Origin of the sequence: Chromobacterium subtsugae (assembly GCF_001676875.1) — a bacterium.
Taxonomy (GTDB): Bacteria; Pseudomonadota; Gammaproteobacteria; order Burkholderiales; family Chromobacteriaceae; genus Chromobacterium; species Chromobacterium subtsugae.
Genome location: NZ_JYKA01000007.1, coordinates 70169 through 95807, shown reverse-complemented (window position 1 = coordinate 95807; position 25639 = coordinate 70169). Strand labels below are relative to the sequence as shown.

Here is a 25639-nt window from a genome sequence, read left to right as displayed (position 1 = left end):
GCTGCGTTATGCTGGGTGAGTGCCGGATTTCCGGCGCCGAGCGAACGCAAGGAGAGGGTCGATGGAAGTGGAAATCAGCGTGGAGGCGGAGAAGAAGCGCCTGAACAGCCTGGTGGCGCTTACCGTGGTGCTGTTGTCGGTGGTGATGGGGCTGGGCAAGCTGAAGGACGACAATATCGTCCAGGCGCGCCAGTTGCTGAAGACCGACGCGCTGGACAGCTGGTCGGAATACCAGTCCAAAAAGATCAAGCTGCATCTGACGGAAGCCAGCCTGCGCCAGGCCAAGATGCTGGAGCTGGCCAATCCCGCCAGCGCGGCGGCGCTCAAGCCGCAGCAGCGCGAGCTGCAGGACGAGATCCAGCGCTACAAGGCGGAAGGCGAGGCGCTGCAGCGCAAGGCCGAAGGGCTGGAAAAGGGTTTCGAGGCGCTGAACCAGCGCCACGACCTGTTCGACATCAGCGATGCCGCGCTGTCGATCGCGGTGGCCAGCGCGGCGGTGGCGGCCTTGTCGGCCAACCTGTTGCCGCTGTTCAGCGCCTGGGCGTTCGGCGCGCTGGGCGTGCTGTTCTGGCTGGCCGGTTTCGCCGGCTGGAACCTGCGCATCGAATGGCTGGTTTCGCTGCTGGGATGAGCGGCGCGACCCTGCCGGCCGGGGGGTTGCAATTGGCATGATTTTGGCTCAGGCTGACAGCCGATTGCGGTTTGTCCCTTCCTTAATGCACAGGAGAGTTGTGATGAAACTGTACTTTTCCCCCGGCGCCTGCTCGCTGGCTTCGCATATCGCCCTGTTCGCCAGCGGCCTGGCTTTCGGCAGCGAAAAGGTGGATCTGCGCGCGCAGCCGCATCTCACCGCCGGCGGCGCGGATTTCTCCACCATCAATCCCAAAGGCTATGTGCCGGCGCTGCAGCTGGACAACGGCGAACTGCTGACCGAAGGCGTGGCCATCCTGCAGTACATCGCCGACCAGGCGCCGGACAAGCAGCTGGCGCCGGCCAACGGCACGCTGGCGCGCTACCGGCTGCAGGAATGGCTGAACTTCATCTCCACCGAAGTGCACAAGAATTTTTCGCCGATCTTCTTCGGCAAGACCGAAGAAGTGAAAGACGACGCCTGGGCGCGGCTGCAGCCGCGGCTGGCGCTGCTGCAGCAGCAGCTGGAAAAAACGCCGTATCTGCAAGGCGGCCAGTTCAGCGTGGCCGACGCTTACTTATTCACCTGCTTGTCTTGGGCGCAGTACGTGCAGCGCTCGCTGGCCGATTTCCCGGCGCTGCTCGACTACCTGAAGCGGGTGGCGGCCTTGCCGGCGACCCAGCAGGCCTTGAAGGCGGAAGGGCTGGGCCAGTAAACCCGCCGCAGTGCCCCGTCTCCCGATGCCCGGCGCCGCCGGGCATTGTCATTTCCCGCCGCGCCGGCCGGCCGCGCTGGCGCCGCGGGCCGGCTACGCTTAAGATGCCGTGCCGTCAGGCTTTTGCCGTTCCACGTGAAACAGGATTACCCGAATGACGCAGCCCACCTTGCTGGATGCCAGCCGACTTGCCGCCGCGCTGCAGCGCTTTTCCGACGAGCGCGACTGGAACCGTTTCCACTCGCCGCGCAGCCTGGTGCTGGCGCTGATGGGCGAGGTGGGCGAACTGGCCGAGATCTTCCAGTGGCTGGACGACGACGCCGCCGCGCGGCTGCGCGACGATCCGGCGCGCTTCACCCATCTGCAGGAGGAAATCGCCGACGTGCTGCTGTATCTGACCCGGTTGGCGATGGTGACCGGCGTCGATCTGGACGCGGCGGTACGCGACAAAATGGCCAAGAACGCCATCAAATACCCGCCGCTGTGACCGTTGCGCTATAGTGGATCGAAGCAAGTCCGGCGGTAAGGAAGTCTTGATGAGCGTTTCCCCCCAGCGGCAGTTGCCGTATCTGCAGCAATTGCTCGACGACGCCCGCCGCATCGCGGTGTTGACCGGCGCCGGCATGAGCACCGAATCCGGCATCCCCGATTTCCGTTCCGCCAACGGCGTGTGGTCGCGGGACATGAGCTTGGCCGAGGCGGTGTCGGTCGACTACTTCCGCCGCGCGCCGACGGCTTTCTGGCAGGCATTCCGCGACATCTTCCGCATCAAGTTGGTGGGCGACTACCAGCCCAACGACGGCCACCTGTTCCTCGCCGCGCTGGAAGCGTCGGGCAAGGAAGTCACCATCCTCACCCAGAACATAGACGGCCTGCATGGCCGCGCCGGCAACAGCCGGGTGCTGGAAATGCACGGCACCCTGCTTACCGCCAGCTGTCCGGACTGCCGCACGCCGCATCCTCTGGACTATGTGCAGCGGCACGAGGTGCCGGTCTGCCGCCGCTGCAGCACGGTGCTCAAGCCGGACGTGGTGCTGTACGGCGAGGCGGTGCCCTTGATCGACGTGGCGTTCCAGGCGGCGCTGAACGCTGACCTGCTGCTGGTGATGGGCTCATCGCTGGAGGTGTCGCCGGTCAATCTGATTCCGGTGGAAGCCGCGCGCGCCGGCATTCCCTGCGCGCTGATCAACTACACCCCCACTCGTTTCGACGCCCTGTTCGACCTCTGCGTCCACGCCGGCATCGGCGACACCTGCCGCCAGCTGCGCTGCTGATCCATTTGGCATGGCCATGGCCGCCGCCTATCTTGAGAAAGCCGTTATCCGGCTTTTCAGACAAGGGGCTGTCAGATGCAAAACATCAATTGGAATCACTGGCTGGACCTGGCGGCGAATTTCGCCGGCAACATCGTCGCCGCCACGCTGGACACGCCGGACGGCGCGCAGACTCTGGCCGGCAACAACAAGATCTTCTCCGACACTATCCAGAACTTCAGCGCCAACCCGGCGCGGCGGGTGGACCTGAAGGCGCAGCTGGCCAGCCGCGCCGGCCACGCCGAAGCGATCCGCCTGTTGGAATTCAGCGCGCTGGGGCCGGTGCTGGCGGCGGCCGGCTTCCCGGCGCCGGAGCAGGCGATGGTGGTGCGGCAGGGGTAAGCGCAGGGCTTCTCCCGAAGGCGTGAGCCATTTTTACAAGCCGGCGGCCGCGGCCTGCCTTTCAATGGCGACTGCGGCCGCCGCGCATCCGGCGCGGCGCGCACAGGGGGAGAACAGGATGAAGATAGGCATGTTGGGCGCCGCCGCGCGCAGCTGGCTGGCCGGGGCGGGAGAGCGCGCGGCGGCCGCCGGCCGCGGTCTGGCCGCCAGGCTGCGCGGCGCGGGCAATGCGGACAAGCCGTTCTCGGCGGAACGGCCGGCAGCGGCGCGCAGCGGCGGTTGGCAACGTTTCGCCGCGTGTTTTCAAGGCGGGCGCGCCGCGCCCAGGCAGAGCGGATTGACGCGCGGCGGCCTGTCGCGCGCGCCGATTAGCCCCGGCGACGTCAAGGCGGTGATGCGCCGGCAGGCCGACGAGCTGGGCAAGGCGCTGGCCGGCGACGCGGTGTTCTGCCGCCAGGCGCTGGAGTCGACTTACGCGGTGATGTACAGCGAGGCGAAAAACGCCTTCCACCGCGCCAATGGCGGCGTGATGCCGGAAGGCTACCTGCGCGCGCTGGGCGAGATCGCGCGCGATGCCGGCCTGCCTGGGCGGGAATTCCACGGCGCCTTCATTCCGGCCGGCGACGGCGCCAGCCCTTTCGTCACCAGCCTGCTCAGTCCGGTGCAAAAGCAATTCAGCCAGCGGGTGCGCCATCCCGGCCAGCAGGCGCTGTTCCGCGAACACGCCAAACAGCTGACGATAGAGCTGGTGGCGCCGCATGCGCAGCGCCACGGCTGGGAGCCGCCGGCCGCCTTCCAGGCCAGGCTGGAGGCGGTGGGACAGCCATGGCTGGGGCAGCCGTGAACGGGCAGGCTCAGTCCAGCCGGCCCAGCCGGTAGGTCTGGCCGGTCTGCGCGCCTTCCACGCTCAGGCTGTAGGCGCGCGCCACGCTGCGCGCGTCCACCAGCGGCACGCCGCGGAACAGCGGGCCGTATTCGGCTTCCGACTCGGTCAGCAATAGCGGACTGACCAGATTGATGCGCAGCCCGCGCGGCAGCTCCACCGCGGCGGCGTTGACGAAAGCTTCCAGCGCGGCGTTGGCCATGTAGACGTTGCTGATCTTGGGCACGATGGCCTGCGGCTGCCAGGCGCCGCCCACCAGCGTGAACGAGCCGCCGTCGGCCAGCTGGCCGACGCCGTGCAGCACGGTGTTGACCTGGCCAAGCAGCTTGGACTCCAGGCCGACGCGGTAGCGCTCGGCGCTCATTTCGGCCAGCGGGGCGACATGGCCGTTGCGGCCGCCGGTGGCTACCGCCACCGCGTCCAGCCGCGGCAGCCGGCTGTACATTTCGACGATGCTGCGCTCGTCCTCGATATCCACCCGCACGTCGCCGTGGCTGCGGCCGGCGACGATGATTTCGTGGCGGCCGGACAGCTCGGCGCGGATGGCGCGGCCGATATTGCCGCTGCCGCCTATCAGCAGGATTTTCATTTCGTTCTCCTTGCGTTCTGTGTTGGGGAAGGCTCAGCTTAGGCGCGCCCATCGCTTGGAAAAACCGGGCAAACGCGGATATATTGGAATCAATATGGAAACAATCGAGCCAACCTCGCCGCTGGCGCTCACTTTTCTGACGGTGGCGGAAGCCGGCAGCATCACCGCCGCGGCCGAGCGGCTGAGCACCTCCAAATCGCAGGTCAGCAAGCAGTTGAACCGGCTAGAGGCGCAGCTGGGCGCGCAGCTGCTGTTCCGCAGCACCCGGCGCCTGGTGCTGACCGAGGCCGGCCATGCTTACCTGGACTATTGCCGCCGGCTGCGCGATTTGCTGCGCGAATCGGCGGCGGCGGTGCGCGAACTGGGCGACGCGCCGCGCGGCCGGGTGCGGCTGACGGTGCCGCAGATGTTCGCCGGCGCTTTCATCGCCGATTTATTGTTGTCGTTCCATCGACAATATCCGCAGATCACGGTGGAGCTGGACGTCAGTCTGGCCGAGCGCGACCTGGAGGAGGACGGCTTCGACCTCGCCATCCGCTCGGCGCCGGCGTTGCCGCCGCAGCTGGTGGCGCGCTGCCTGTTCTTCACTCGCGACTGGGTGGTGGCGGCGCCGGCGCTGCTGGCCGAGCTGGGCGCGCCGCGGCGGCCGGCCGACCTGGCGCGGCAGCCCTGCGTGGTGCACCCGCGCTACCAGCAAGGCGCGCGTTGGCTGTTCGAGCGGGAGGGCAGGGTGGAGGAGGTGGAGGTGTCGCACTGGCTGCAGGCCAGCGACTACAGCCTGAACGAGCGGCTGGCCGAGGCCGGCGCCGGTTTCGCCCGGCTGCCGGATTTCGCCGCCACGGCCGCGCTGGCCAGCGGCAGGCTGGAGCGGGTGCTGGCCGATTGGGAAACGCCCAGCCACCCGGTCTACCTGGCATATCCGAAGAAAACGCCGCAGCCGGCCAAGGTGAGGGCGTTGATCGATTTCATCGCCGGCTGGTTCGCCGCCGCGCCGCCGGGCGGCAACTGAGCGCGCGGCCCAGCCCGGCTCACATCGCCGGCGGGAAGGCTCCTTCGTCCTGGCAGTTTTCCACCTGGATGTCGTCCGGGCTGGTGTTGGGCACATAAATCTGGTTGACCGGCGACGGCGGGAAGTCGGGGTCGGGCGCGCAATTGGCGCTCTGGCCGGTGCCCACCGCCACTTGCACGCCGGCCTTCAGCTGGCAGCGCACCACGCTGTTGAGCTGGCTCCAGGACGGACAGATGGCGTTGTCGGCCTGGTATTTGGCCACCGGACCTTGCGGCTGGCTGAACGACCACCAGCGGCCCAGCCGCGAGTTGGGTTTGGCGCTGTCCCAGACGCGGTAAACCGTCACGCCGGGCGCGGCGGCGTCCTGCTGATAGACCGCGCCTTCGCACAGGCCGCCGTTGCCGGGCGCGGCGACGGCCTTGGCCAGCAGCGCGCTGTTTTGCGCGGCGCTCATGCCGGCCGGCGGCGGCATCACCTGGCCGACGCAGCCGCCGGCGGTTTGGGCGATCTTGCTGGGTTGGGTGGCGCAGGCGACCAGGATCAGGCTGAGCGAGGCGAGCAGGGTACGGCGCAGCAGGGCGGGCATGGGGCAGTCTCCAGTTGGGGTGAACGCATCGGCATGAATAACAGGATAGTCAATCCATACGGCATTTTCAGCGCGGCCAGAAAAAAGGGCGTCGACCGAGGTCGACGCCCAAAGCTGCGGAAACAATCAGGATCAGGCCACGTTGCGCGACGCCTTGCCAGCCGCCGCGCCGCCGCTTAGCAGCTGCTGCTGCCTGCTGCGGGCCTGCTGGTAGTTTTTCAGCTTGATGTGGCCGAAGCCGCGCACGCCTTCCCAGCTCTTCACCGCTTCGACCGCCTGCGGCAGCGTGTCCAGCGTCAGCGCCGCCAGGATGCCGGCCAGCTGCTGTTCGAATTCGCCTATCATCCGGCGCTCCAGCTTGCGGTCCTCTTGCCAGGCGAACGGGTCCAGCGCGCTGCCGCGCAGGAAGCGCAGCTTGGCCAGCAGTTTCATCGCCGGCATCAGCCACGGGCCGATGGCGATCTTGCGCGGCTGGCCGCGGGTCAGCCAGGCCACGCCGATATGGAAGCGCAGCTTGTAGTCGCCGTCGAACTGGCTGGCCAGCTCGCGCTGGAATTCGCCGTCGCTGTACAGCCGCGCCACTTCGTACTCGTCCTTGTAGGCCAGCAGATGGTGATAGGCGCGCGCCACCGCCAGCGTCAGCGCGCCGCTGGCCGGATTCAGCGCCTCTTCGGCCTGCCGGGTTTTCTGCACCAGCGCCTTGTAGCGCTCCGCCAGCGACTCGTTCTGATAGGCGGCGAGCAGGGTGGCGCGGTGGTGGACCACGGCGTCAGGCGTTTCACGTGGAACGAAGGCCACCACGGCGGTCGGGCTGACCAGCGCTTCGACGCGCGCCGGGTCGTGGGCGGCGTGGCGGCCCCAGCTGAAGGCATCCTGATTGAACTTCACCGCGGCGCCGTTCAGCCGCACCGCCTCCATGATGGCTTCCAGCGATACCGGCACCAGGCCCTTTTGCCAGGCGTAGCCGAGCATGAACATATTGGCGGCGATGGCGTCGCCCATCAGCGAGGTGGAGAGGCGGGTGGCGTTGACTTCATTGAAGCGGCCGGCGCCTACCGATTCGACGATGGCGTCCTTCATCGCCTTGGCCGGGAAGCGCACGTCCGGGTTCTTCAGGAAGGCGCTGGTCGGCGATTCGTAGCTGTTGACGATGGCGTGGCTGAAGCCTTCGCGCATCTTGGCCAGCGCTTCTTCGGCCGCGGTCACCACCAGGTCGCAGCCCAGCACCAGGTTGGCGTCGCCGGCGGCGATGCGCACCGCGTGCAGTTGTTCCTGGCTGTCGGCGATGCGCACGTGCGACCACACCGAGCCGCCCTTCTGCGCCAGGCCGGCCATGTCCAGCACGGTCACGCCCTTGTTGTCGAGATAAGCCGCCATGCCCAGCACCTGGCCGATGGTGACCACGCCGGTGCCGCCGACGCCGGTGACCATGATGCCGAACGGCTCATGCAGCGCCGGGATTTTCGGTTCCGGCAGCGCCGGCATTTTGGCGAGATCGGCGCTGGCGCCGGCCGGTTTCTTCAGCTTGCCGCCTTCCACGGTGACGAAGCTGGGGCAGAAGCCCTCGACACAGGAGTAGTCCTTGTTGCAGCTGGATTGGTCGATCTTGCGCTTGCGGCCCAGCGGGGTTTCCACCGGCAGCACCGACAGGCAGCCGGACTTCTGGCTGCAGTCGCCGCAGCCTTCGCAGACGCGTTCGTTGATGAAGGCGCGCTTGGCCGGATCGGGAAACTCGTTGCGCTTGCGGCGGCGGCGTTTTTCCGCGGCGCAGGTCTGGTCGTGGATCAGGATGGTGACGCCGGCGGTATCGCGCAGCTCGCGCTGCACGCGGTCCAGCTCGCGGCGGTGGAACACGTCGATGCCGGCGGCCAGGCCCTGGGCGTTCTGGTACTTGTCCGGATCGTCGCTGGTGATCACGATGCGGGCCACGCCTTCGGCCGCCAGCTGGCGGGTCATCATCGGCACGTCCAGATAGCCGTCGACATGCTGGCCGCCGGTCATCGCCACCGCGTCGTTGTACAGGATCTTGTAGGTGATGTTCACCTTGCCTGCCACCGCGGCGCGGATGGCCAGGATGCCGGAGTGGAAGTAGGTGCCGTCGCCCAGGTTGGTGAAGATGTGGCGGGTGGAGGTGAACGGCGCCTGGCCCAGCCAGGTGATGCCTTCGCCGCCCATCTGGGTGAAGGTCTTGGTGCTGTCGGCCTGGATCCAGTGCGCCATGTAGTGGCAGCCGATGCCGGCCACCGCGCGGCTGCCTTCCGGCACCTTGGTGCTGGTGTTGTGCGGGCAGCCGGAGCAGTAGTGCGGCACGCGGGCGATGGATTCGCGCGGCTTCACCAGCTGCGCCTCTTTTTCGTCGTAGAACTTCAGGCGGTCGTGGATCACCGGGCTGTCGAAGATCAGCGCCAGCCGGCCGGCGATGGCGCGGGCGATCATCGCCGGGGTCAGCTCGCCGGCGGCCGGCAGCAGCCAGTCGCCGTGCGGCAGCGCCCATTCGCCTTTTTCGGCGAACTTGCCCACCACCCGCGGGCGCACGTCGTCGCGCCAGTTGTACAGTTGTTCCTTCAATTGGTATTCGATGATCTGGCGTTTTTCCTCCACCACCAGGATCTCTTCCAGGCCTTCGGCGAACTGGCGCACGCCTTCCGGCTCCAGCGGCCACACCATGCCCACTTTGAAGATGCGCAGGCCGATGTCGGCCGCCTGCGCCTCGCTGATGCCCAGGTCGTCCAGCGCCTGCATCACGTCCAGGTAGCTCTTGCCGCAGGTGATGATGCCGAGCCGGGCCTTGGGTGAATCCAGCGTGATGTGGTTGAGCTTGTTTTCGCGGGCGTAGGCCAGCGCCGCGTACAGGCGGTGGTGCAGCACGCGCTTTTCCTGCGCCAGCGGGGTGTCCGGCCAGCGGATGTTGAGGCCGCCTTCGGGAATCGGGAAATCCTGGGGAATCTTGAACTGGAAGCGTTCCGGCGAGATGTCGACGATGGCCGAGCTCTCGATGGTGTCGGTGATCGCCTTGATCGACACCCAGCAGCCGGAGTAGCGGCTCATCGCCCAGCCGTGCAGGCCGTAGTCCAGCACTTCCTGCACGCCGGACGGGCTCAGCACCGGGATCATGCTGGCGGCCAGGATGTGGTCGGACTGGTGCGGGAAGGTGGACGATTTGGCGGCGTGGTCGTCGCCGCACACCAAGAGCACCCCGCCGTGCGGGCTGGTGCCGGCCACGTTGCCGTGCTTGAGCACGTCGCCGGAGCGGTCGACGCCCGGGCCCTTGCCGTACCACATCGCGTAGACGCCGTCGTATTTGGCGCCTTCGAAAATATTCACCTGCTGGGTGCCCCAGACCGCGGTGGCGGCCAGGTCTTCGTTGAGGCCGGGATGGAACACCACGTTGTGGGCGTCCAGGTGTTTCTTGGCCTTGATCATGGTCTGGTCGACGTTGCCCAGGGGCGATCCGCGGTAGCCGGTGACATAGCCGGCGGTGTGGCGGCCGGCGGCGCGGTCCAGTTCTTGCTGCAGCATCGGCAGGCGCACCAGCGCCTGGATGCCAGTCATCAGTACCTGGCCGGTGGGGGCGGTGTATTTCTCTTCCAGGTCTGCATGGCGGATTGACATGGTTTCTCCTCCTGTCGTGCTCGCTTGTGGCGATCAGCCCACGGCGGCCTTGTGGGCATCCTGTGTCGGGCGGCTGCTGCGATGGCGGCCATCTGTGTGTGACACTTTATTTTTATACCTAGGGTCCGGCGCGTGTGCGGCTGTCGCAGCTTAGAGTGTTAGCCCTAATGTCGCCAGACTATAGTTTACGTTTACGTCAACGTCAAAAGGATTGCGGCATCTGTCGCGGCAATGCGGTTTATGTGCCAGTGCAGCAAAAAATGCTTCGGTTAAATTTTTGTAAACGGACTGTATAGAAGAAGATGGTTATTGTCGGTGGGCAAAGCGGTTAAGCTGTGTGCTGGAATATTCCGTCTTGCCGAGTACCACATGTCCGCATCTTCTTCCGCCGGCGCCAGCCGCGGCGTGCTGTATACCCTGGGCGCCTTCATCTGCTGGGGGCTGTTCCCGCTCTACTGGAAACCGCTGCACGCGGTGCCTGCCTTGCAAATTCTGTGCCACCGCATCGTATGGTCGGCATTGTTCGTCGCCGTGGTGCTGACTTTCCTGCGGCAATGGGGCGATCTGCGCGCCGCTTTGCGCCAGCCGCGCCAATTGGCCATTTTCGGCCTGTCGTCGACGGTGCTGTCGCTGAACTGGCTGATCTACATCTGGGCGGTCAACGCCGGCCACGTGGTGGAAGGCAGCCTGGGCTACTTCATCAATCCGCTGGTCAACGTGCTGCTGGGCCGGGTGTTTCTGGGCGAGCGGCTGAGCCGGCCGCAGAGCCTGGCGGTGGCGCTGGCGGCGCTGGGCGTGATCTGGCTGACCGTCAGCGCGGGCTCGCTGCCATGGATCGCGCTGTCGCTGGCAGCCACCTTCGGCGTCTACGGCCTGCTGCGCAAGAAGGCGCCGCTGGCGTCGCTGCCGGGGCTCGCGCTGGAAACCTTCCTGATGTCGCCGCTGGCGCTGGCGGCGCTGCTGTGGTTCGGCTGGCAGGGGCAGGGCGCTTTCGGCCAAATGGGCCTGGGGCGCGATCTGCTGCTGATGGGCGCCGGCGTGGTGACCGCGGTGCCGCTGCTGATGTTCGCCGCCGGCGCGCGCCGGCTCAAGCTGGCCACCGTCGGCCTGATCCAGTACGTCGGCCCCAGCATCCAGCTGGCGCTGGGCGTGATGCTGTACGACGAGCCGTTCGGCAGCGACCGCGCGCTGGGCTTCGCGCTGATCTGGACCGCGCTGCTGCTGTACTCGGCCGTCGGCCTGCGCGCCTTGTGGCGGGAAAGACGCATGGCCGGCGCCTGACGCCGATGCTTGCTTGATCGCAACCCCGCTTCTGGCGGGGTTTTGTCATTTTTTCGGGATCATCATCCAGAACTGGCCAAACGGCCAGGGCGGCTGGCTATAAAGATATTAGGAGCAGGCGGGCAAGGAGCCGGCTTCCTTTCTTGACGATCTTTTGGAGTCCAGCCATGGCCTTGTACCTGCTCAGCCTGGTGTTTTTCCTCACCGATATCGGCGCGCGGCTGGCCTTGCGCGCGCAGTCCTGGCGCACGGTCGAATTGACCCTGCTGGCGGGCCTCTTGCTGGCCTGGCTGCTGTATCCGCGGCTGAGCGGCTGGGCGGTGCCGCTGATGCCGGCGGAGCAGGGCATGCTGTTGTACGCGACGCTGGTCGGCCTGCAGCTGGGGCTGATGGACGCCGCGCTGCGCACCAGTCTGGAGCGCTGGCGGCTGCAGCGGCAACCGGCGCGCCGCCGCCGCGGCTGAGCCGGACGCATCCGACCGGCATAAAAAATATGCTTGACGGTTATCGGCCGCGGTAGCAGACTGCGCGCTCCCGCCGCGCCCTGCCCGGCCGCCGGGAACATGCCCGGAAGAGGCGCGCCGCCCTGGCGCCACCCTCGGCCTTGATCTTTATCGCTCTTTACAGGTACCGCCGTCATGGCATCGATCTTTACCCTGTCGCGCCATTTGCTGCGCGATGTGCTCGGCGACGAGCGCGTTCATTTTTCTTCCGACACTCTCATTTCCCCGCGCTGCCCGGCGCAGGACGCCGCCGACGCGCTGCGCCGCCAGCAACTGGACTCGCGCCTGCAACAGCTGCGGCTGGAGAAGGGCGGCCTATGCTGACCCTGCCGCTACGCTCGCCGCGTCTGGAGCTGCGCGAATTCCATGCCGAAGACTTGCTTGCCTACCAGACGCTGCGCGGCACCCCCGGTTTTGGCCGCTGCTACGCGCCGGCCGAGGTGTCTGCGGCGTTTTCGGCCATGCTGCTGCGGCGCTTCATCGCGCAGCAGGACGAGCCGCGGCGCGCCTGGCAGCTGGCCATCGCGCGGCGCGGCGACGGCCAGCTGATCGGCTCGGTCGGGCTGCGCGAGGCATGCGGCGGCGAGGCCGAGTTCGGCATCGAGCTGGCGGAAACCGTCTGGGGACAAGGCTATGCGGAGGAGGCGGCCCGCCTGATGCTGGGTTTCGGCCGCCAGCGGCTGGCATGCTCGCGTTTCCGCGCGCGCTGCGCGCCCGGCAATGTGGCGATGCTGATGCTGGCGATGCGGCTGGGCTTCGAGATGCAACCGCTGCGCGACGGCAGCCGCCTGGATTTGCTGCTGGCGGCCTGAGGCGTGCGGCTTCGCTCTGGCTGGGAGACGCATCGCCAGCGCCGATGATGCTTTTGATTTACTCATGCGTCCCGACGGCGAAAAACGCGACAAAATATTGAAATGTCTTGACTGTCTCCAATCTGTGGAATGAGACTTGCTCATGCATCCCGGCGTCTTGTCCGCCGGTGGAAACCATGCCGCCGACAGAGCGGCGACACCCCCTGGAGAAATGGCAATGACCACACTGGCCGCGCTGCGCCAAGAATTCGACGCGCTCAACCATGATTACCTGGCGATACACAAAGCCAAGGAAGATTTGTTCTGGGACACCTATATGGCGGTGTCCGACGACCACGCCGGCTTCGCCGCCGCCGAAGCCGCGTTCAAGGACTTCATTTCCAGCCCGGCGCGCCTGGCCGCCGTGCAGCAGGCGCTGGCGCAGCTGGAGGCCCAGCCGGACGGCGAGGAGAAGCGGGCGCTGACGCATGGCTACCGCGGCTGGCTGGCGCTGTTCCAGAGCAATATCATCGAGAGCGACGAGGCGCGCCGGCTGATGACCGGTCTGATCGACCTGGAGGCGGCGCTGTTCGCCAAGCGGCGCGAATTCAAGATGCAGCATGTCAACGACAACGGCGCGCTGGAAAACGCCACCCTCAGCATGCTGATGACCAATATGGGCACCAACCGCGACGAGGCGGCGCGCAAGAGCTCGCACGACGCGCTGCTGGGCCTGGAGCGTTGGGCGCTGGACAACGGCTTCATCGACATCGTCAAGCAGCGCAACGCGCTGGCGCGCAGCCTCGGTTACGCCGACTACTTCGCATACAAGGTGGAAAAGAACGAGCAGATGACGCCGGACGAGTTGTTCGCCATCCTCGACGACTTCGAAGCCCGCACCCGCGACGCCAACCAGCGCGCGCTGGCGCAATTGCAGGCCAAGCACGGCGACGACGCGCTGAAGGCGCACAATCTGCGCTTCCACATGAGCGGCGACGTCACCCGCCAGATCGACCCCTACCTGCCGTTCGCCAAGGCGGTGGAGCGCTGGGTGCTGAGTTTCCGCCGCCTGGGCATCCAGTACCGCGGCGCCACCATGCAGCTGGACCTGGTGGAGCGCGAGGGCAAGTACCAGAACGGTTTCTGCCACGGCCCGATTCCCGCCTTCCAGGACGGCGCGGCCTGGGTGGCCGGCCAGATCAACTTCACCGCCGACGCCAAGCCGGACCAGGTGGGCAGCGGCGCGCGCGCGATCAACACCTTGTTCCACGAGGGCGGCCACGCCGCGCATTTCGCCAACGTCGCGCAAAATTCGCCGTGCTTCTCGCAGGAGTTCGCGCCGACGTCGATGGCTTACGCCGAAACCCAGAGCATGTTCTGCGACAGCCTGCTGGACGACGCCGACTGGCTGAAGCGCTATGCCCGCGACAGCCGGGGCGAAGTCATTCCGGACGCGCTGATCCGCGCCCGCATCGAGGCGACGCAGCCGTTCGCCGCCTTCGCCGAACGCTCGATCGCGGTGGTGGCTTACTTCGAGCGCGCGCTTTACGCGCTGCCGGAGAGCGAGCTGACCGCCGGCCGCATCCTGGAGTTGGCGCGCGCGTCCGAACAGCGCATCCTCGGCATCGCGGTCAGCCCGCGGCCGCTGCTGGCGATTCCGCACCTGCTGAACCAGGAGTCGGCCGCCGCCTATCACGGCTATCTGCTGGCCAATATGGCGGTGTATCAGACCCGCGCCCATTTCCTGCGCGAGTACGGCTACCTGACCGACAACCCGGCCATCGGCCCGCAGCTGGCCCGCCACTACTGGGCGCCGGGCAACAGCATCAACCACAACGCCACCCTGGTCAGCCTGACCGGCGAGCCGTTCAACGCCCGCTACCTGGCCGAATCCTGCACCCAGAGCGTCGAGCAGGCCTGGGCCGATGCCGAGACGCGGATCGCCGCGTCCGCCGCGCGCGACTACCCGCGGCAGTACCCGGACGCGCTGGATGCCCGCATCCGCCTGGTGCACGGCGCCGAGCTGATCGCCGACAACGGCGACGGCGACGAGGCGATGTTCCATCGCTTTGAAGCCTGGGTGGCGCAACGCTACCCCGCCAGCGTGCACTGAGCGCCGGCGCGGCGCACAGGAAAAAACGGCCGGGGCATCCCGGTCGTTTTTATTTGCGGCGTCCCCGTTCAGAGCGTCATGCCGGCGGCCGCGGGACGGCGCGTCGGCAGAATCTGCGGCTTGGCTTCGGCGCCATGCGCCGCCGCGTCCGGCGACTGGGCCAGCGCCAGCAGCGATTGCGCCGCCGGCTTGAGCGCGGCGGCCGCCAGCTCCAGCGTGGCCGGGCGCGCGCCGGGAGCGCTGTCCGGGTGCAGCAGGCTGATCCGGCTTTGGCCGTCGTGCAGCAGCGCGAAGCCGGCCTTGCCCAGCCCTTGCTGCCAGGCGGCGTGGCCCAGCGCCGCGGCGATATTGTCGCGCTGGCCGGCGTTGAACGGCAGCTTGTCGCGCTGGCATAGCTGTTCCACCGCCTGGCGCGCCTGTTGCAGCAGCGTCTGCTTGGCCGGGCTGAGGGCGGCGGCGGGCGCGGCGGCCGCGCTGGGCGGGAAGGCCACCCGGCTGGTGCTGCCGTTGAAGTAGTCCTGGATGGTCATCACGCCTTGCGGGCCGGCCGGCCCCTGGCTTTGCTCCAGCTGCACCCGCTTGCCGGAGAAGTCGTTGAAGCGGGTGGTGGTGACGCCGTTGGCGGTGCTGACTTCAGCCTGGCGCGCCACCTGGTCGGTGCGGCGCGCCACCCGGTCCTGGTCGTAGCTGCCGTAGGTGGTCCAGATGGTCTGGCCGTACTGGTTGACGCCCTCGTCGTGCACCAGCGCCGGCTGGCGCGGATCGAAGCGGCGCGTCTGCGGCACGTCGGCGATAGCGAGGCCGGCCTTTTGCAGGAAGCCGGTGCCGGCTTGCAGCGCCAGCGCGCCCAGGCCGTTGTCGTAGCCGCCGCCGACGTCGCAATGGTTGCCGGGCAGGCTGGCGTTGACCGCGCCGCGCTGCGCGGAGAAATCGGCGGCCTGGAACATGCTGCGGTATTCGTGTTCGGCGCGCAGGATCAGCAGATTGCGGCTATTGGGCGGGAAGGCCATATTGCCGGACATGCCGGTCATCACCGGGTCGTACAGCACCGCGGCCGCCAGGCCCAGCTGGCCGGGCGGCACCAGCATCTTGCCGCTGCCGGGATCGGTCAGGCCGCGCTCGTACAGCAACTGGGCGAATACCGAGGCGGCGTCGTTGCCGCGGCTGAAGGCGGCCGCGGCCACCGCGACGCTGCCGCCGGGATGGCTTTTCAGCCAGGTCGACGCCTGTTTCTGAAAGTCGTCGTAAGCGAGATTGGCGGTGCGGGCGGCTTCCGCGGTCACCGCCGGCGGCAGGAAGGCCGAACCGGGCAGGGTGCCGGCGGTGCCGGGGCCGGAGAAATAATGGAAGCCGATGTCGGAGCGGGTTTTCGCCGCCTGGGCCACTTGCTGGTAGAGCTGGGCGGCATTGGTGCTTTGCATGCCGCGCGACAGCTTGTCCTTGTCGTTGCTGGTGCCGTCGAAGGCGGCGAAGTAGACGAATTGCCCGGCGGCGATGGCGGGCTTGGCGGCGGCGGGGATGGCGGCGGCCTGGTCCTGCGCCGCCTTCAGCTGTTCCGGGCTGAGCTGTCCGGCGATTCTGGTCATGATGTCTCCTGTTCAAATGCTCATTGCCGCGACAGCGGATAGATCACGTAACGCCGGAAGCCGGCCTGGCCGTCGGCCTGCAGGGTGCCGAACAGATACAACGGCGCGCTGCCGGCCGGGGCGCCGGACAGCGTGCAGGCCAGCATTTCGCCGGGCTGCGGCAGGTTCAGGTCCCAGCATTGGCGAATGGCCGGCTGGCCGGACAGAACCGGTTTGAGCTTGGCCATCGCCTCGGCGAGATCCGGCGGCAGCGGCTGGTCGCCGCGGTGCTGGACGGCGAAGCGCAGCGCGTTCTCCGCTTCGGTCTTGTCTTGCAGCGCCAGCACCTGGTCCAGGCGCTGGCGGACCGGCTGGCTGGGCGCGCCGGCCGCTTCGAAGGCGGTGGCGAGCTCGCAGTGGGCGTCGTCGCGGCAGCTGAGCCGCAACTGCAGGCGGTTGCCGGGGGCGCCGATGCTGGCGCCGTAGTCGCCGGCCAGGCCGGCGGCGGGCGCGCTGCCGGCCGGCAGGCTGGCCAGCGCGCAGGGCAGGGACAACAGCAGGGTCATCAAGGGCTTGCGCATGTTTTTCCTTGGCTGTGCGTTTTCGGCCGGGCCGGCCTGGGGCGTCGCCGCAAGGGCGGTGGGAAAAGCATACGCGGCGCGCCGCCACGCGCACAAATGACCGATTCGGTTTGGTTGCTCCGTCACGCCGGCGTCGAATCCGCCTCCGCCCGCAGCGCCTGGCGCACCGCGTCGCGGCCGTCCACCCGCGCGTGGAAAGCGCGCAAGTTCGGCCAGCCGGCCAGGTCGATGGCAAAGCGCGGCAGCCAGTCCAGCACTGTGTACAGATAGGCGTCGGCCACGGAGAACGCGTCGCCCAGCAGGTAGTCGCGCAGCCGCAATACGCTGTCCAGCCAGTCCAGGCGCTGGCTCAACTTGGCCTGGAGCATCGCGCGCGCCGCGCGCGGCGGGTCGGACTGGAACAAGGGGGCGCTGCCGGCGTGGAGCTCGGCGCTGATGAAGTTGAGCATTTCCTGCAGGCGTAGCCGCCGCGGCGCGCGGGTCGGCGTCGCCGCAGGAACTGCTGGCCTGGCTTGCGGACCCAGCCGCGTGAGCGCTTACTGCTGGCGGTAGATCAGCCGGCCCTCGAACAACAATTCGCTGGGCGTCAGCGTCAGGTTGTTGCCGGGCGCGGCGCGGTCGAAAACGAAGCGCTGGCCCTGGTACTCGATCCAGGCGCAGATCGGCTCGCCCTGGAAGCGGCCCAGCACCTCTTCGGAGCGCACCACCTCGGCGTCGGCCGGCAGGCTCAGCCCTTTGGGCTCTTCGGCCTCGATTTCCCAGTTGTCCTGGTTTTCCGGCTGCGGATCGTGGCGGGTGGCGGAGTTGAGCCAGATGCGGAACATCCACAAGGGCAGCAGCACGCGGTGCACCCGCTTGTCGTCGGTGATGACGCAGGCTACCGGGAAGCGCTGGCGGCACTGCGGGCAGCAGGCTTCGGCGGACAGAAAGATCTTGCCTTGCTTGAGGCTGGCGATGCCTTCCATGTGCTCGGCGCCCACCATGGCGCGGCACTGCGGACAGTGCTTGCCGAAACGGCGCACGCTGTTGCCGTTGGCGAAGGTGAGCGGGAGGAAGCGGGAGATCTTGTCGGGTCGTGCCATTGCTGCGTTGTCCGGGTATGGGCGCCGCCGGCTTGGGCGCGGCGGCAAGCCCTTGATTATAACGCCTAGTCGGCGCGAGAGAAATGCAGGCGGCAGCCCAGCGTGTGGCTGGCGCCGGGGAGCAGCGAGCGGGCGTCTTCGCCGGCGTTGGCGGTTTCCACGCAGACGAAGCGCCGCCAGTCCTCGTCGGGCAGGTCGGCCAGCTGCCGCGCCTTGGCCGGCGCCGGGTTCCACAGCACCGAGGTGGCCGAGCCCTGGCTGTCGATGCGCAGCCGGCGGCGCCAGCCGCTGTCGTCTAGCGTGACGGCCTGGCCGGAGTAGACCACCAGGTCCACTTCGCCGGCGAAGCGGAACGGCTGTTGCGGCAGCGCGACGCGCTCGCCGCTGACCTTGTCGTGCGCCGGCGCGCCCTCCAGGCCGCGCAGCGCGATATTGTCGATGTCGGACACCGCGAAATAGCTGTGCAGGGCGGCGCTGACGGTTTGCGGCTGCGCGCCGTGGTTGCGGCTGACCAGCTCGATGGCGACGCCGTCGGGTCCGATGCGGCAGGCCAGGCTGGCCGTCAGGTCGCCGTGGCGCGGGCCGTCCAGTTTCACGTGGAACACTTCGCCGTCGCGGCTGGCTTCGCGCAGCGTCCACAGCTGCTGGCGCGCCACGCCGTGCGCGCCCTGGCCGGCATCGGACGGGTGCGGGCCGAACCACGGCCAGCACACCGGCACGCCGCCGCGTATCGCCTTGCCAGGCTGGTAAACGGCTTGCGGCGACAGATAGAACAGCGGCGCCTCGCCGTCGCGGCGGTAGTCCAGCAACTGGCCGCCCAGCAGTGACAGCCGGGCGGAGAAGCCGGCGCCGGCCAGCTCGATCAGGCCGACGCGGGGCGCTAGTTCGGCCAGGGACAGCCCTTGCGGATAGATCATGCTGCGCTCCATCGAATGGGGAAGCGCCGATGATAACGCGGACGGCATGACAGGGCGACGATGCCGCTCAATCGCGCGGCAACAGGCCCAGCCTTAGCCACAGCGCGCGCAGCGTCCACAGCGGGCCGATCAGCAAAAAGCGCAGATCCTGCGCGAACGACGGCTTGCGGCCTTCGCGGGCATGGCCGGCGAACTGGCCGGCCCAGGCCAGCGCGAACACCGGCAGCGACACATAGCCCAGCGGCAGGCCCTGGCTCTGGGCGATGGTCAGCAGCAGCAGCGCCAGGCTGCACAGCACCGCCATCACCAGCGCGACCGGGCGCGACAGCCGCCAGTACCAGGCGACGGCGCCCAGCCATAGCAGCCAGGCCCAGGGCAGCGGGCCGGGCAGCGCGATCAGCATGCCGAGCAGCGACAGCGCGATCAGCGGCACGCACAGCTTGTGCATGGCGATATTGAACGGATGGCGGTGGCTGGCGTCGTATTCGGCCAGCCATTGCGGCAATGTCATCATGGCGACGTCTCCTGCAGGGGTGGGCTGCGGCGTTTTCTGCGCTGGATCAGGCGGCGAGGGCGCGGCTCGCGTTACAATCGGCCATCCCGCTCAATTCTGGAACCACGGTGTCAGACTCCCCGCTACCGCGTTATCAGCGCATCAAAGACTATATCCTGTCCGGCATCCGCGACCGCCATTTCCTGCCCGGCTGCAAGATTCCGCCGGAGCTGGAGCTGGCGCGCCAGTTCGGCGTGTCGCGGATGACGGTCAACAAGGCGGTGCGCGATCTGGCCGAGGCCGGCATCCTGCTGCGCTTCGCCGGCGACGGCACTTACGTCGCCGAGCGCAAGGCCGAATCGCCGCTCTTGGACATCAACAACATCGCCGCCGAGATCGAGGCCCGCGGCCACCGCCACAGCGGCCAGGTGATCGTGCTGGAGGCCTTGCCCGCCAGCGAAGAAGTGGCGCTGCGGCTGGGGGTGAAGGCGGGCGCGCGGGTGTTCCATTCCTTGATAGTGCATTGCGAGGACGATGTGGCGATCCAGCTGGAAGATCGCTACATCAATCCGGCTTTCGCGCCGGACTACCTGGCGCAGGATTTCCGCGCGCGCACGCCCAACGACTACCTGATGCAAAGCTGCCCGCTGACCGATATCGAGCATAGCGTGGAAGCGGTGCTGCCCGGCGTGGCCGAGCAGACGCTGCTGGGCATCGCCGCCGGCGAGCCGTGCCTGCTGGTGCTGCGCCGCACCTGGTCGCACAAGAAGCTGGTGAGCTTTGCCCGGCTGACTCACCCCGGCCTGCGCTACAAGTTGCGCTCGCAGACGCGGGTGAAGAAGTAAACGGTATATACAATTAGCCGCTCTTCCCGGATAACAGGGGCTGCCTGCCAGGCGGCCCCTTTTTATTGCCCTGCAACATCAAAAGCTTGTAAACGGCAGACTGGGCGGCGGTTTACACGGCAGGCTTGACAGCCGGTGCTGTCTGGATAATTGTATATACAAATACCGACGCACAGGTTTGCCATGAGCCCCACACCCGCTTCCCGCCCCAGCCTGTGGCTGAACGCCAGGCTGGCCACCATGGATCCGGCGCGCGCCGCGCCTTACGGCTGCCTGGAGCAGCACGCGCTGCTGTTGCGCGACGGCAACATCGAAGCGCTGCTGCCGCAGGCCGAGGTCGACGCCGCCGCGTTCGATGGCGACGTCCACGATCTGCAGGGCCGCTGGATCACGCCGGGCTTCATCGATTGCCACACCCACCTGGTGTACGGCGGCAGCCGCGCCGCCGAGTGGGAAAAGCGGCTGGCCGGCGTGCCTTACCAGCAGATCGCCGCCGAGGGCGGCGGCATCGTCTCCACCGTGCGCGCCACCCGCTGGCTGGACGAGGAGGAGCTGGCGCTGGCCAGCCTGCCGCGGCTGAAGGCGCTGATGGCCGAGGGCGTCACCACGGTGGAGATCAAGTCCGGCTATGGCCTGACCCAGGCCGACGAACTGAAGCAGCTGGCCGCGGCCAGGCGGCTGCAGGATTCGCTGCCGGTGGAAGTGGCGGCCACGCTGCTGGCCGCGCACGCGCTGCCGCCTGAGTACGCCGGCGACGCCGACGGCTACATCGACCTGGTGGTCGAATCCATTCTGCCGGTGGCGGCGCGGGCCGGCCTGGCCGAGGCGGTGGACGTGTTCTGCGAGAGCGTGGGCTTCACACCGGCGCAGACCCGCCGCGTGTTCGAGGCGGCGCGCGCGCATGGCTTGAAGGTGAAGGGCCATGTCGAGCAGCTGTCCAACCTCCACGGCGCGGAGCTGGTGGCCGAATTCGGCGGCCTGTCGGCCGACCACATCGAATACTTGGACGCCGCCGGCGTGGACGCGCTCAAACGCGCCGGCACCGTGGCGGTGCTGCTGCCCGGCGCCTTCTATTTCCTGCGCGAGACGCAGAAACCGCCGGTGGCGCTGCTGCGCGAGGCCGGCGTGCCGATGGCGGTGTCCACCGACCTCAATCCCGGCACCAGCCCGTTCGCCTCGATACGCCTGGCGATGAACCAGGCCTGCGTGCTGTTCGGCCTGAGTCCGGAAGAGGCGCTGGCCGGCGTCACCCGCCACGCGGCGCAGGCGCTGGGACGCGGCGCCAGCCATGGCCGGCTGGCGGCCGGCTATGTGGCGGACCTGCTGGTGTGGGATATCGATCATCCGGCCGAGCTGGCCTACAGCGTCGGCGCGCCGCAACTGAAGCAGCGGGTGTTCCGCGGCGCGGCGCAAAACCTCGAATGAAGCGGGAGCGAGCATGAGCATAGACATGAGCGGCTGGACCGGCCGCATCGACAAGGGCGAGGGCGACGGCGCGCGGCGCTGGCACCAGCTGGTGCAGCCGCTGGCCGAAGGCGCGGCGCCCGGCGTCGCCATCATCGGCTTCGCCTGCGACGAAGGCGTGCGCCGCAACCAGGGCCGCGTCGGGGCGGCGAACGGGCCGCGCGCGCTGCGCAAGGCGCTGGCCAACCTGGCCTACCATCCGACCCTGCCCTTGTACGACGCCGGCGATGTGGTGTGCGACGCCGGCAATCTGGACGCCGCGCAGCGCAAACTGGCGTTGAAGGTGCAGCAGGCGGCGGAAGCCGGCCATCTGCCGCTGGTGCTGGGCGGCGGCCATGAAACCGCCTACGGCCACTGGCTGGGGCTGGCCGACGCCCATCCCGGCAAGCGCATCGGCATCGTCAATTTCGACGCCCACTTCGACCTGCGCCATGCCGACGAGGCCACCAGCGGCACGCCGTTCGCGCAGATCGCCGCCGACTGCGCGCGCCGCGGCCAGCATTTCCGCTACCTGTGCCTGGGCGTGGCCGAAACCGCCAACACCCAGGCGCTGTTCGACACCGCGCGCGCGCTGGGCGCCGAGTGGCGGCTGGACACCGAGATGACCGGCTGGCAGCTGGCCGACATCCGCGGCCAGTTGGCCGAATTCCTCGACAGCGTCGACGCCGTCTACCTGACCATAGACCTGGACGTGCTGCCGGCGGCGCAGATGCCGGCGGTGTCGGCGCCGGCCGGCTACGGCGTCGACATCGCGGTGGTGGAGACGCTGGTCGGCCGGCTGGCCAAGAGCGGCAAGCTGATCGGCGCCGACCTGGTGGAATTCAATCCCGAATACGACATCGACAGCCATGGCGCGAAAGCGGCGGCGCGGCTGGCATGGAGCTTGACCCGTCATTTACGCCGTTGATTGCGCATCACCTGAGGAGAGACAGAGATGACCGACCCCCGCCACGACCCGTCGCGCGTGATCCGCGCGCCGCGCGGCAACCAGCTGACGTGTAAAAGCTGGCTGACCGAAGCCGCCTACCGGATGATCCAGAACAATCTGGACGCCGAAGTGGCCGAGCACCCGCAATCCCTGGTGGTGTACGGCGGCATCGGCCGCGCCGCCCGCAACTGGGAATGCTACGACAAGATCCTGGAGACGCTGCGGCGGCTGGAAGACGACGAAACGCTGCTGGTGCAGTCCGGCAAGCCGGTGGGGGTGTTCAAGACCCACGAAAACGCGCCGCGCGTGCTGATCGCCAACTCCAACCTGGTGCCGCACTGGGCCAACTGGGAGCACTTCAACGAGCTGGATAAGAAGGGCCTGATGATGTACGGCCAGATGACGGCCGGCTCGTGGATCTACATCGGCTCGCAAGGCATCGTGCAAGGAACCTACGAAACCTTCTTCGCCGTCGCCAACCAGCACTTCGGCGGCAAGCCGCAGGGCCGCTGGATTCTGACCGGCGGCTTGGGCGGCATGGGCGGCGCGCAGCCGCTGGCCGCCACCATGGCAGGTTTCAGCATGATCGCCGTCGAATGCGACGAAACCCGCATCGATTTCCGGCTGAAAACCCGTTACGTGGACCGCAAGGCCACCACCTTGGACGAGGCGCTGGCCATCGTCGAGGACGCCAAGCAAAGCGGCAAAGCCGTATCGGTGGGCTTGCTCGGCAACGCCGCCGACGTGTTCGCCGAACTGGTGGCGCGCGGCATCACCCCGGACGTGGTCACCGACCAGACTTCCGCCCACGACCCGGTGCACGGCTACCTGCCGCAAGGCTGGAGCGTGGCCCAGTGGCGCGACAAGCAGAAGACCGCCGCCGCCGAAATCACCGCCGCCGCCAAGAAATCCATGGCGGTGCAAGTGCGCGCGATGCTGACGCTGCAAGCGCGCGGCGCGGCCACGCTGGACTACGGCAACAACATCCGCCAGATGGCGCTGGAAGAGGGCGTGCACAACGCCTTCGACTTCCCCGGCTTCGTCCCGGCCTATGTGCGCCCGCTGTTCTGCGAGGGCATCGGCCCCTTCCGCTGGGTGGCGCTGTCCGGCGATCCGGAAGACATCTACAAGACCGACCAGAAAGTGAAGGAGCTGATCCCGGACGATCCGCACCTGCACAACTGGCTGGACATGGCCAAGGAGCGCATCGCCTTCCAGGGCCTGCCGGCGCGCATCTGCTGGGTGGGCCTGAAAGACCGCGCCCGCCTGGGCCAGGCTTTCAACGAGATGGTGAAGAACGGCGAATTGAAGGCGCCCATCGTCATCGGCCGCGACCATCTGGATTCCGGCTCGGTCGCCTCGCCTAACCGCGAGACGGAATCCATGAAGGACGGCTCCGACGCCGTGTCCGACTGGCCGCTATTGAACGCGCTGCTCAACACCGCCGGCGGCGCCACCTGGGTGTCGCTGCACCACGGCGGCGGCGTGGGCATGGGTTTCTCGCAGCACTCCGGCGTGGTCATTGTCTGCGACGGCAGCGACGCCGCGGCCGAACGGCTGGGCCGCGTGCTGCGCAATGACCCGGGCACCGGCGTGATGCGCCATGCCGACGCCGGCTACGACATCGCGGTGGACTGCGCCAAGGAACAGGGCCTGGACCTGCCGATGCTGAAGTAAGCGCGATGAGGCGGGGAGCCGACAGGTTCTTCCGCCTGTACGCATTGCCGCAATAACGAGATACGCAAGCAATAGAACAAAGAAGCAAGAGAGATTAGAAGCCATGAGCATCCTCAACATCGTACCGGGCCGGCTGACGCTGGCCGACCTGCGCCGCGTTTCACGTGAAACCGGCTTGCAACTGCGGCTGGATCCGTCCAGCCACGCCGGCATCGACGCCTCCGCCGCCACCGTGGCGCGCGTGCTGTCCGAAGGCCGCACCGTCTACGGCATCAACACCGGCTTCGGCCTGCTGGCCAGCACCAAGATCGCCACCGACGAGCTGGAGCTGCTGCAACGCTCCATCGTGCTGTCGCACGCCGCCGGCATCGGCGCGCCGATGGAGGACAGCAGCGTGCGCCTGGTGATGGCGCTGAAGATCAACTCGCTGGCGCGCGGCTTCTCCGGCATCCGCCGCGAGGTGATCGAGGCGCTGGTGACGCTGTTCAACCGCCAGATCTACCCGGTGATCCCGCAGAAGGGTTCGGTCGGCGCTTCCGGCGACCTGGCGCCGCTGTCGCATATGAGCGCGGTGCTGATCGGCGAGGGCGAGGCCTTCGTCGACGGCGTGCGGGTGCCGGGCTCGGTGGCGATGCGCTCCGCCGGCCTCGCGCCTATCACGCTGGCGCCGAAGGAAGGCCTGGCGCTGCTGAACGGCACCCAGGCATCCACCGCCTTCGCGCTGGAAGGCCTGTTCGCCGCCGAGGACCTGTACGTGTCCGCCACCGTGGCCGGCAGCCTGTCGGTGGAAGCGGCACTGGGCAGCCGCACCCCGTTCGACGCCCGCATCCACGAAGTGCGCGGCCACCAGGGCCAGATCGACGCCGCCCGCCTGTACCGCGAACTGCTGGAACACAGCCAGATCGAGCAATCGCATGAAAACTGCGGCAAGGTGCAGGACCCGTACAGCCTGCGCTGCCAGCCGCAGGTGATGGGCGCCTGCCTGACCCAAATCCGCAACGCCGCCGAAGTGCTGCGCGTGGAAGCCAACTCGGTATCCGACAATCCGCTGGTGTTCGCCGACGACAACGACATCCTGTCCGGCGGCAACTTCCACGCCGAGCCGGTGGCCTTCGCCGCCGACAATCTGGCGCTGGCCATCGCCGAAATCGGCTCGCTGTCGGAACGCCGGATGGCGCTGCTGATCGACAGCAATCTGTCCAAGCTGCCGCCCTTCCTGGTCAACAACGGCGGCGTCAATTCCGGCTTCATGATCGCCCAGGTGACCTCCGCCGCGCTGGCCAGCGAAAACAAATCGCTGGCGCACCCGGCCTCGGTGGACAGCCTGCCCACCAGCGCCAACCAGGAAGACCACGTGTCGATGGCTACCTTCGCCGGGCGCCGCCTGAAGGACATGGCCGGCAACACCGCCGGCATCCTGGGCGTCGAGCTGCTGGCCGCCTGCCAGGGCATAGACTTCCGCGCGCCGAACAAATCCAGCGCCAAGCTGGAGGCGGCCAAGGGCATGCTGCGCGAGCAGGTGCCGTTCTACGACAAGGACCGTTATTTCGCGCCGGACATCGAGAAAGCCGCGGCGCTGGTGGCCAGCGGCCGTTTCAACGGCCTGATCGACGGCGCGGCGTTGCCGTCCTTGTGAGGCGTAGCGCGCGTCACCCGCAAGGGCTGCGCGCCGTCAGATGGCGAATCGCGAGGGCAGGCCGGGAGGCTTGCCCTTTTGCA

Annotated in this window: 26 protein-coding genes; 17 read left to right on the top strand and 9 right to left on the bottom strand. The window is 67.9% G+C overall.

Annotated elements, in window-relative coordinates; translation table 11 throughout:
• The first annotated feature begins 61 nt into the window (after positions 1 to 61).
• From MY55_RS11480 to MY55_RS11455, 6 genes are all read left to right on the top strand, one after another.
• Positions 62 to 631: a DUF4337 domain-containing protein gene (locus MY55_RS11480; RefSeq protein WP_043574973.1), complete on the top strand. Its 570-nt coding sequence runs from the start codon at positions 62 to 64 to the stop codon at positions 629 to 631.
• Between the two features lie 103 nt (positions 632 to 734).
• Positions 735 to 1346: a glutathione transferase GstA gene (gene gstA / locus MY55_RS11475; protein WP_047237472.1), complete on the top strand. Its 612-nt coding sequence runs from the start codon at positions 735 to 737 to the stop codon at positions 1344 to 1346.
• A gap of 154 nt (positions 1347 to 1500) precedes the next feature.
• On the top strand, positions 1501 to 1833 hold the full coding sequence (locus tag MY55_RS11470; RefSeq protein ID WP_043574977.1) for a nucleotide pyrophosphohydrolase: 333 nt from the start codon (positions 1501 to 1503) through the stop codon (positions 1831 to 1833).
• A gap of 49 nt (positions 1834 to 1882) precedes the next feature.
• On the top strand, positions 1883 to 2620 hold the full coding sequence (locus tag MY55_RS11465; RefSeq protein ID WP_043574980.1) for an NAD-dependent protein deacylase: 738 nt from the start codon (positions 1883 to 1885) through the stop codon (positions 2618 to 2620).
• A gap of 75 nt (positions 2621 to 2695) precedes the next feature.
• Positions 2696 to 3001: a mechanosensitive ion channel family protein gene (locus tag MY55_RS11460; protein ID WP_047243662.1), complete on the top strand. Its 306-nt coding sequence runs from the start codon at positions 2696 to 2698 to the stop codon at positions 2999 to 3001.
• A gap of 118 nt (positions 3002 to 3119) precedes the next feature.
• Complete coding sequence (locus MY55_RS11455) at positions 3120 to 3845, top strand: hypothetical protein (protein WP_065202380.1); 726 nt, start codon at positions 3120 to 3122, stop codon at positions 3843 to 3845.
• 10 nt (positions 3846 to 3855) lie between these two features.
• On the opposite strand, the gene MY55_RS11450 is transcribed toward MY55_RS11455, so the two are convergent.
• Positions 3856 to 4473 carry a short chain dehydrogenase gene (locus tag MY55_RS11450; RefSeq protein WP_047237419.1) on the bottom strand — a complete coding sequence of 206 codons (618 nt, stop codon included), beginning with the start codon at positions 4471 to 4473 and terminating at the stop codon, positions 3856 to 3858.
• Between the two features lie 94 nt (positions 4474 to 4567).
• Here MY55_RS11450 and MY55_RS11445 point away from each other — a divergent pair, with 94 nt between their 5' ends.
• A complete protein-coding gene (locus MY55_RS11445; protein ID WP_047237418.1) occupies positions 4568 to 5482 on the top strand; it encodes a LysR family transcriptional regulator in 915 nt (304 codons plus the stop codon).
• A 19-nt stretch (positions 5483 to 5501) separates the two neighbouring features.
• On the opposite strand, the gene MY55_RS11440 is transcribed toward MY55_RS11445, so the two are convergent.
• Together MY55_RS11440 and MY55_RS11435 are read right to left on the bottom strand one after the other, a co-directional pair.
• Positions 5502 to 6068: a hypothetical protein gene (locus MY55_RS11440; RefSeq protein WP_047237417.1), complete on the bottom strand. Its 567-nt coding sequence runs from the start codon at positions 6066 to 6068 to the stop codon at positions 5502 to 5504.
• 132 nt (positions 6069 to 6200) lie between these two features.
• Positions 6201 to 9680 carry an indolepyruvate ferredoxin oxidoreductase family protein gene (locus MY55_RS11435; RefSeq protein WP_047243667.1) on the bottom strand — a complete coding sequence of 1160 codons (3480 nt, stop codon included), beginning with the start codon at positions 9678 to 9680 and terminating at the stop codon, positions 6201 to 6203.
• Positions 9681 to 10049: 369 nt separating this feature from the next.
• Between MY55_RS11435 and rarD the strand changes: the two genes are divergently transcribed.
• The 5 genes from rarD (at position 10050) to MY55_RS11410 (ending at position 14368) form a co-directional block, all read left to right on the top strand.
• A complete protein-coding gene (gene rarD, locus MY55_RS11430) occupies positions 10050 to 10961 on the top strand; it encodes an EamA family transporter RarD (protein WP_043574996.1) in 912 nt (303 codons plus the stop codon).
• Between the two features lie 167 nt (positions 10962 to 11128).
• Positions 11129 to 11425 carry a hypothetical protein gene (locus tag MY55_RS11425; RefSeq protein ID WP_047243668.1) on the top strand — a complete coding sequence of 99 codons (297 nt, stop codon included), beginning with the start codon at positions 11129 to 11131 and terminating at the stop codon, positions 11423 to 11425.
• Positions 11426 to 11599: 174 nt separating this feature from the next.
• The gene (locus MY55_RS11420; protein ID WP_065202379.1) at positions 11600 to 11788 is read left to right on the top strand and encodes a hypothetical protein; all 189 of its coding nucleotides are present in this window, start codon (positions 11600 to 11602) and stop codon (positions 11786 to 11788) included.
• Complete coding sequence (locus MY55_RS11415) at positions 11782 to 12276, top strand: GNAT family N-acetyltransferase (RefSeq protein ID WP_047237415.1); 495 nt, start codon at positions 11782 to 11784, stop codon at positions 12274 to 12276. The genes MY55_RS11420 and MY55_RS11415 overlap by 7 nt, the downstream gene beginning before the upstream one ends.
• 217 nt (positions 12277 to 12493) lie before the next feature.
• Positions 12494 to 14368, top strand: a complete 1875-nt coding sequence (locus MY55_RS11410) for a M3 family metallopeptidase (protein ID WP_065202378.1) — start codon at positions 12494 to 12496, stop codon at positions 14366 to 14368.
• 68 nt (positions 14369 to 14436) lie between these two features.
• Here MY55_RS11410 and MY55_RS11405 read toward each other — a convergent pair whose 3' ends face one another.
• The 6 genes from MY55_RS11405 to MY55_RS11380 all read right to left on the bottom strand — a co-directional run bounded on the left by MY55_RS11405 (position 14437) and on the right by MY55_RS11380 (position 19027).
• A complete protein-coding gene (locus MY55_RS11405) occupies positions 14437 to 15954 on the bottom strand; it encodes a DUF2235 domain-containing protein (RefSeq protein ID WP_065202377.1) in 1518 nt (505 codons plus the stop codon).
• A gap of 20 nt (positions 15955 to 15974) precedes the next feature.
• Positions 15975 to 16514 carry a hypothetical protein gene (locus MY55_RS11400; RefSeq protein ID WP_065202376.1) on the bottom strand — a complete coding sequence of 180 codons (540 nt, stop codon included), beginning with the start codon at positions 16512 to 16514 and terminating at the stop codon, positions 15975 to 15977.
• A gap of 122 nt (positions 16515 to 16636) precedes the next feature.
• Positions 16637 to 16963 (bottom strand): glutathione binding-like protein, encoded by a 327-nt coding sequence (locus MY55_RS11395; protein WP_065202375.1) that lies wholly within the window; start codon positions 16961 to 16963, stop codon positions 16637 to 16639.
• 87 nt (positions 16964 to 17050) lie between these two features.
• Complete coding sequence (locus MY55_RS11390; RefSeq protein ID WP_043575012.1) at positions 17051 to 17596, bottom strand: hypothetical protein; 546 nt, start codon at positions 17594 to 17596, stop codon at positions 17051 to 17053.
• A 65-nt stretch (positions 17597 to 17661) separates the two neighbouring features.
• Positions 17662 to 18513: a D-hexose-6-phosphate mutarotase gene (locus MY55_RS11385; RefSeq protein ID WP_081284677.1), complete on the bottom strand. Its 852-nt coding sequence runs from the start codon at positions 18511 to 18513 to the stop codon at positions 17662 to 17664.
• 67 nt (positions 18514 to 18580) lie between these two features.
• On the bottom strand, positions 18581 to 19027 hold the full coding sequence (locus tag MY55_RS11380) for an Mpo1 family 2-hydroxy fatty acid dioxygenase (protein ID WP_043575016.1): 447 nt from the start codon (positions 19025 to 19027) through the stop codon (positions 18581 to 18583).
• 107 nt (positions 19028 to 19134) lie between these two features.
• Between MY55_RS11380 and hutC the strand changes: the two genes are divergently transcribed.
• The 5 genes from hutC (at position 19135) to hutH (ending at position 25556) form a co-directional block, all read left to right on the top strand.
• The gene (hutC, locus tag MY55_RS11375) at positions 19135 to 19851 is read left to right on the top strand and encodes a histidine utilization repressor (protein WP_043575018.1); all 717 of its coding nucleotides are present in this window, start codon (positions 19135 to 19137) and stop codon (positions 19849 to 19851) included.
• Between the two features lie 183 nt (positions 19852 to 20034).
• Complete coding sequence (gene hutI / locus MY55_RS11370) at positions 20035 to 21276, top strand: imidazolonepropionase (RefSeq protein ID WP_043575020.1); 1242 nt, start codon at positions 20035 to 20037, stop codon at positions 21274 to 21276.
• 13 nt (positions 21277 to 21289) lie between these two features.
• Positions 21290 to 22222, top strand: coding sequence for a formimidoylglutamase (gene hutG, locus MY55_RS11365; RefSeq protein WP_043575022.1), 933 nt, complete (start codon positions 21290 to 21292; stop codon positions 22220 to 22222).
• 27 nt (positions 22223 to 22249) lie between these two features.
• Positions 22250 to 23920 carry a urocanate hydratase gene (gene hutU, locus MY55_RS11360; protein WP_065202373.1) on the top strand — a complete coding sequence of 557 codons (1671 nt, stop codon included), beginning with the start codon at positions 22250 to 22252 and terminating at the stop codon, positions 23918 to 23920.
• Positions 23921 to 24023: 103 nt separating this feature from the next.
• Positions 24024 to 25556 (top strand): histidine ammonia-lyase, encoded by a 1533-nt coding sequence (gene hutH, locus MY55_RS11355; RefSeq protein WP_043575027.1) that lies wholly within the window; start codon positions 24024 to 24026, stop codon positions 25554 to 25556.
• Positions 25557 to 25639 lie beyond the last annotated feature (83 nt).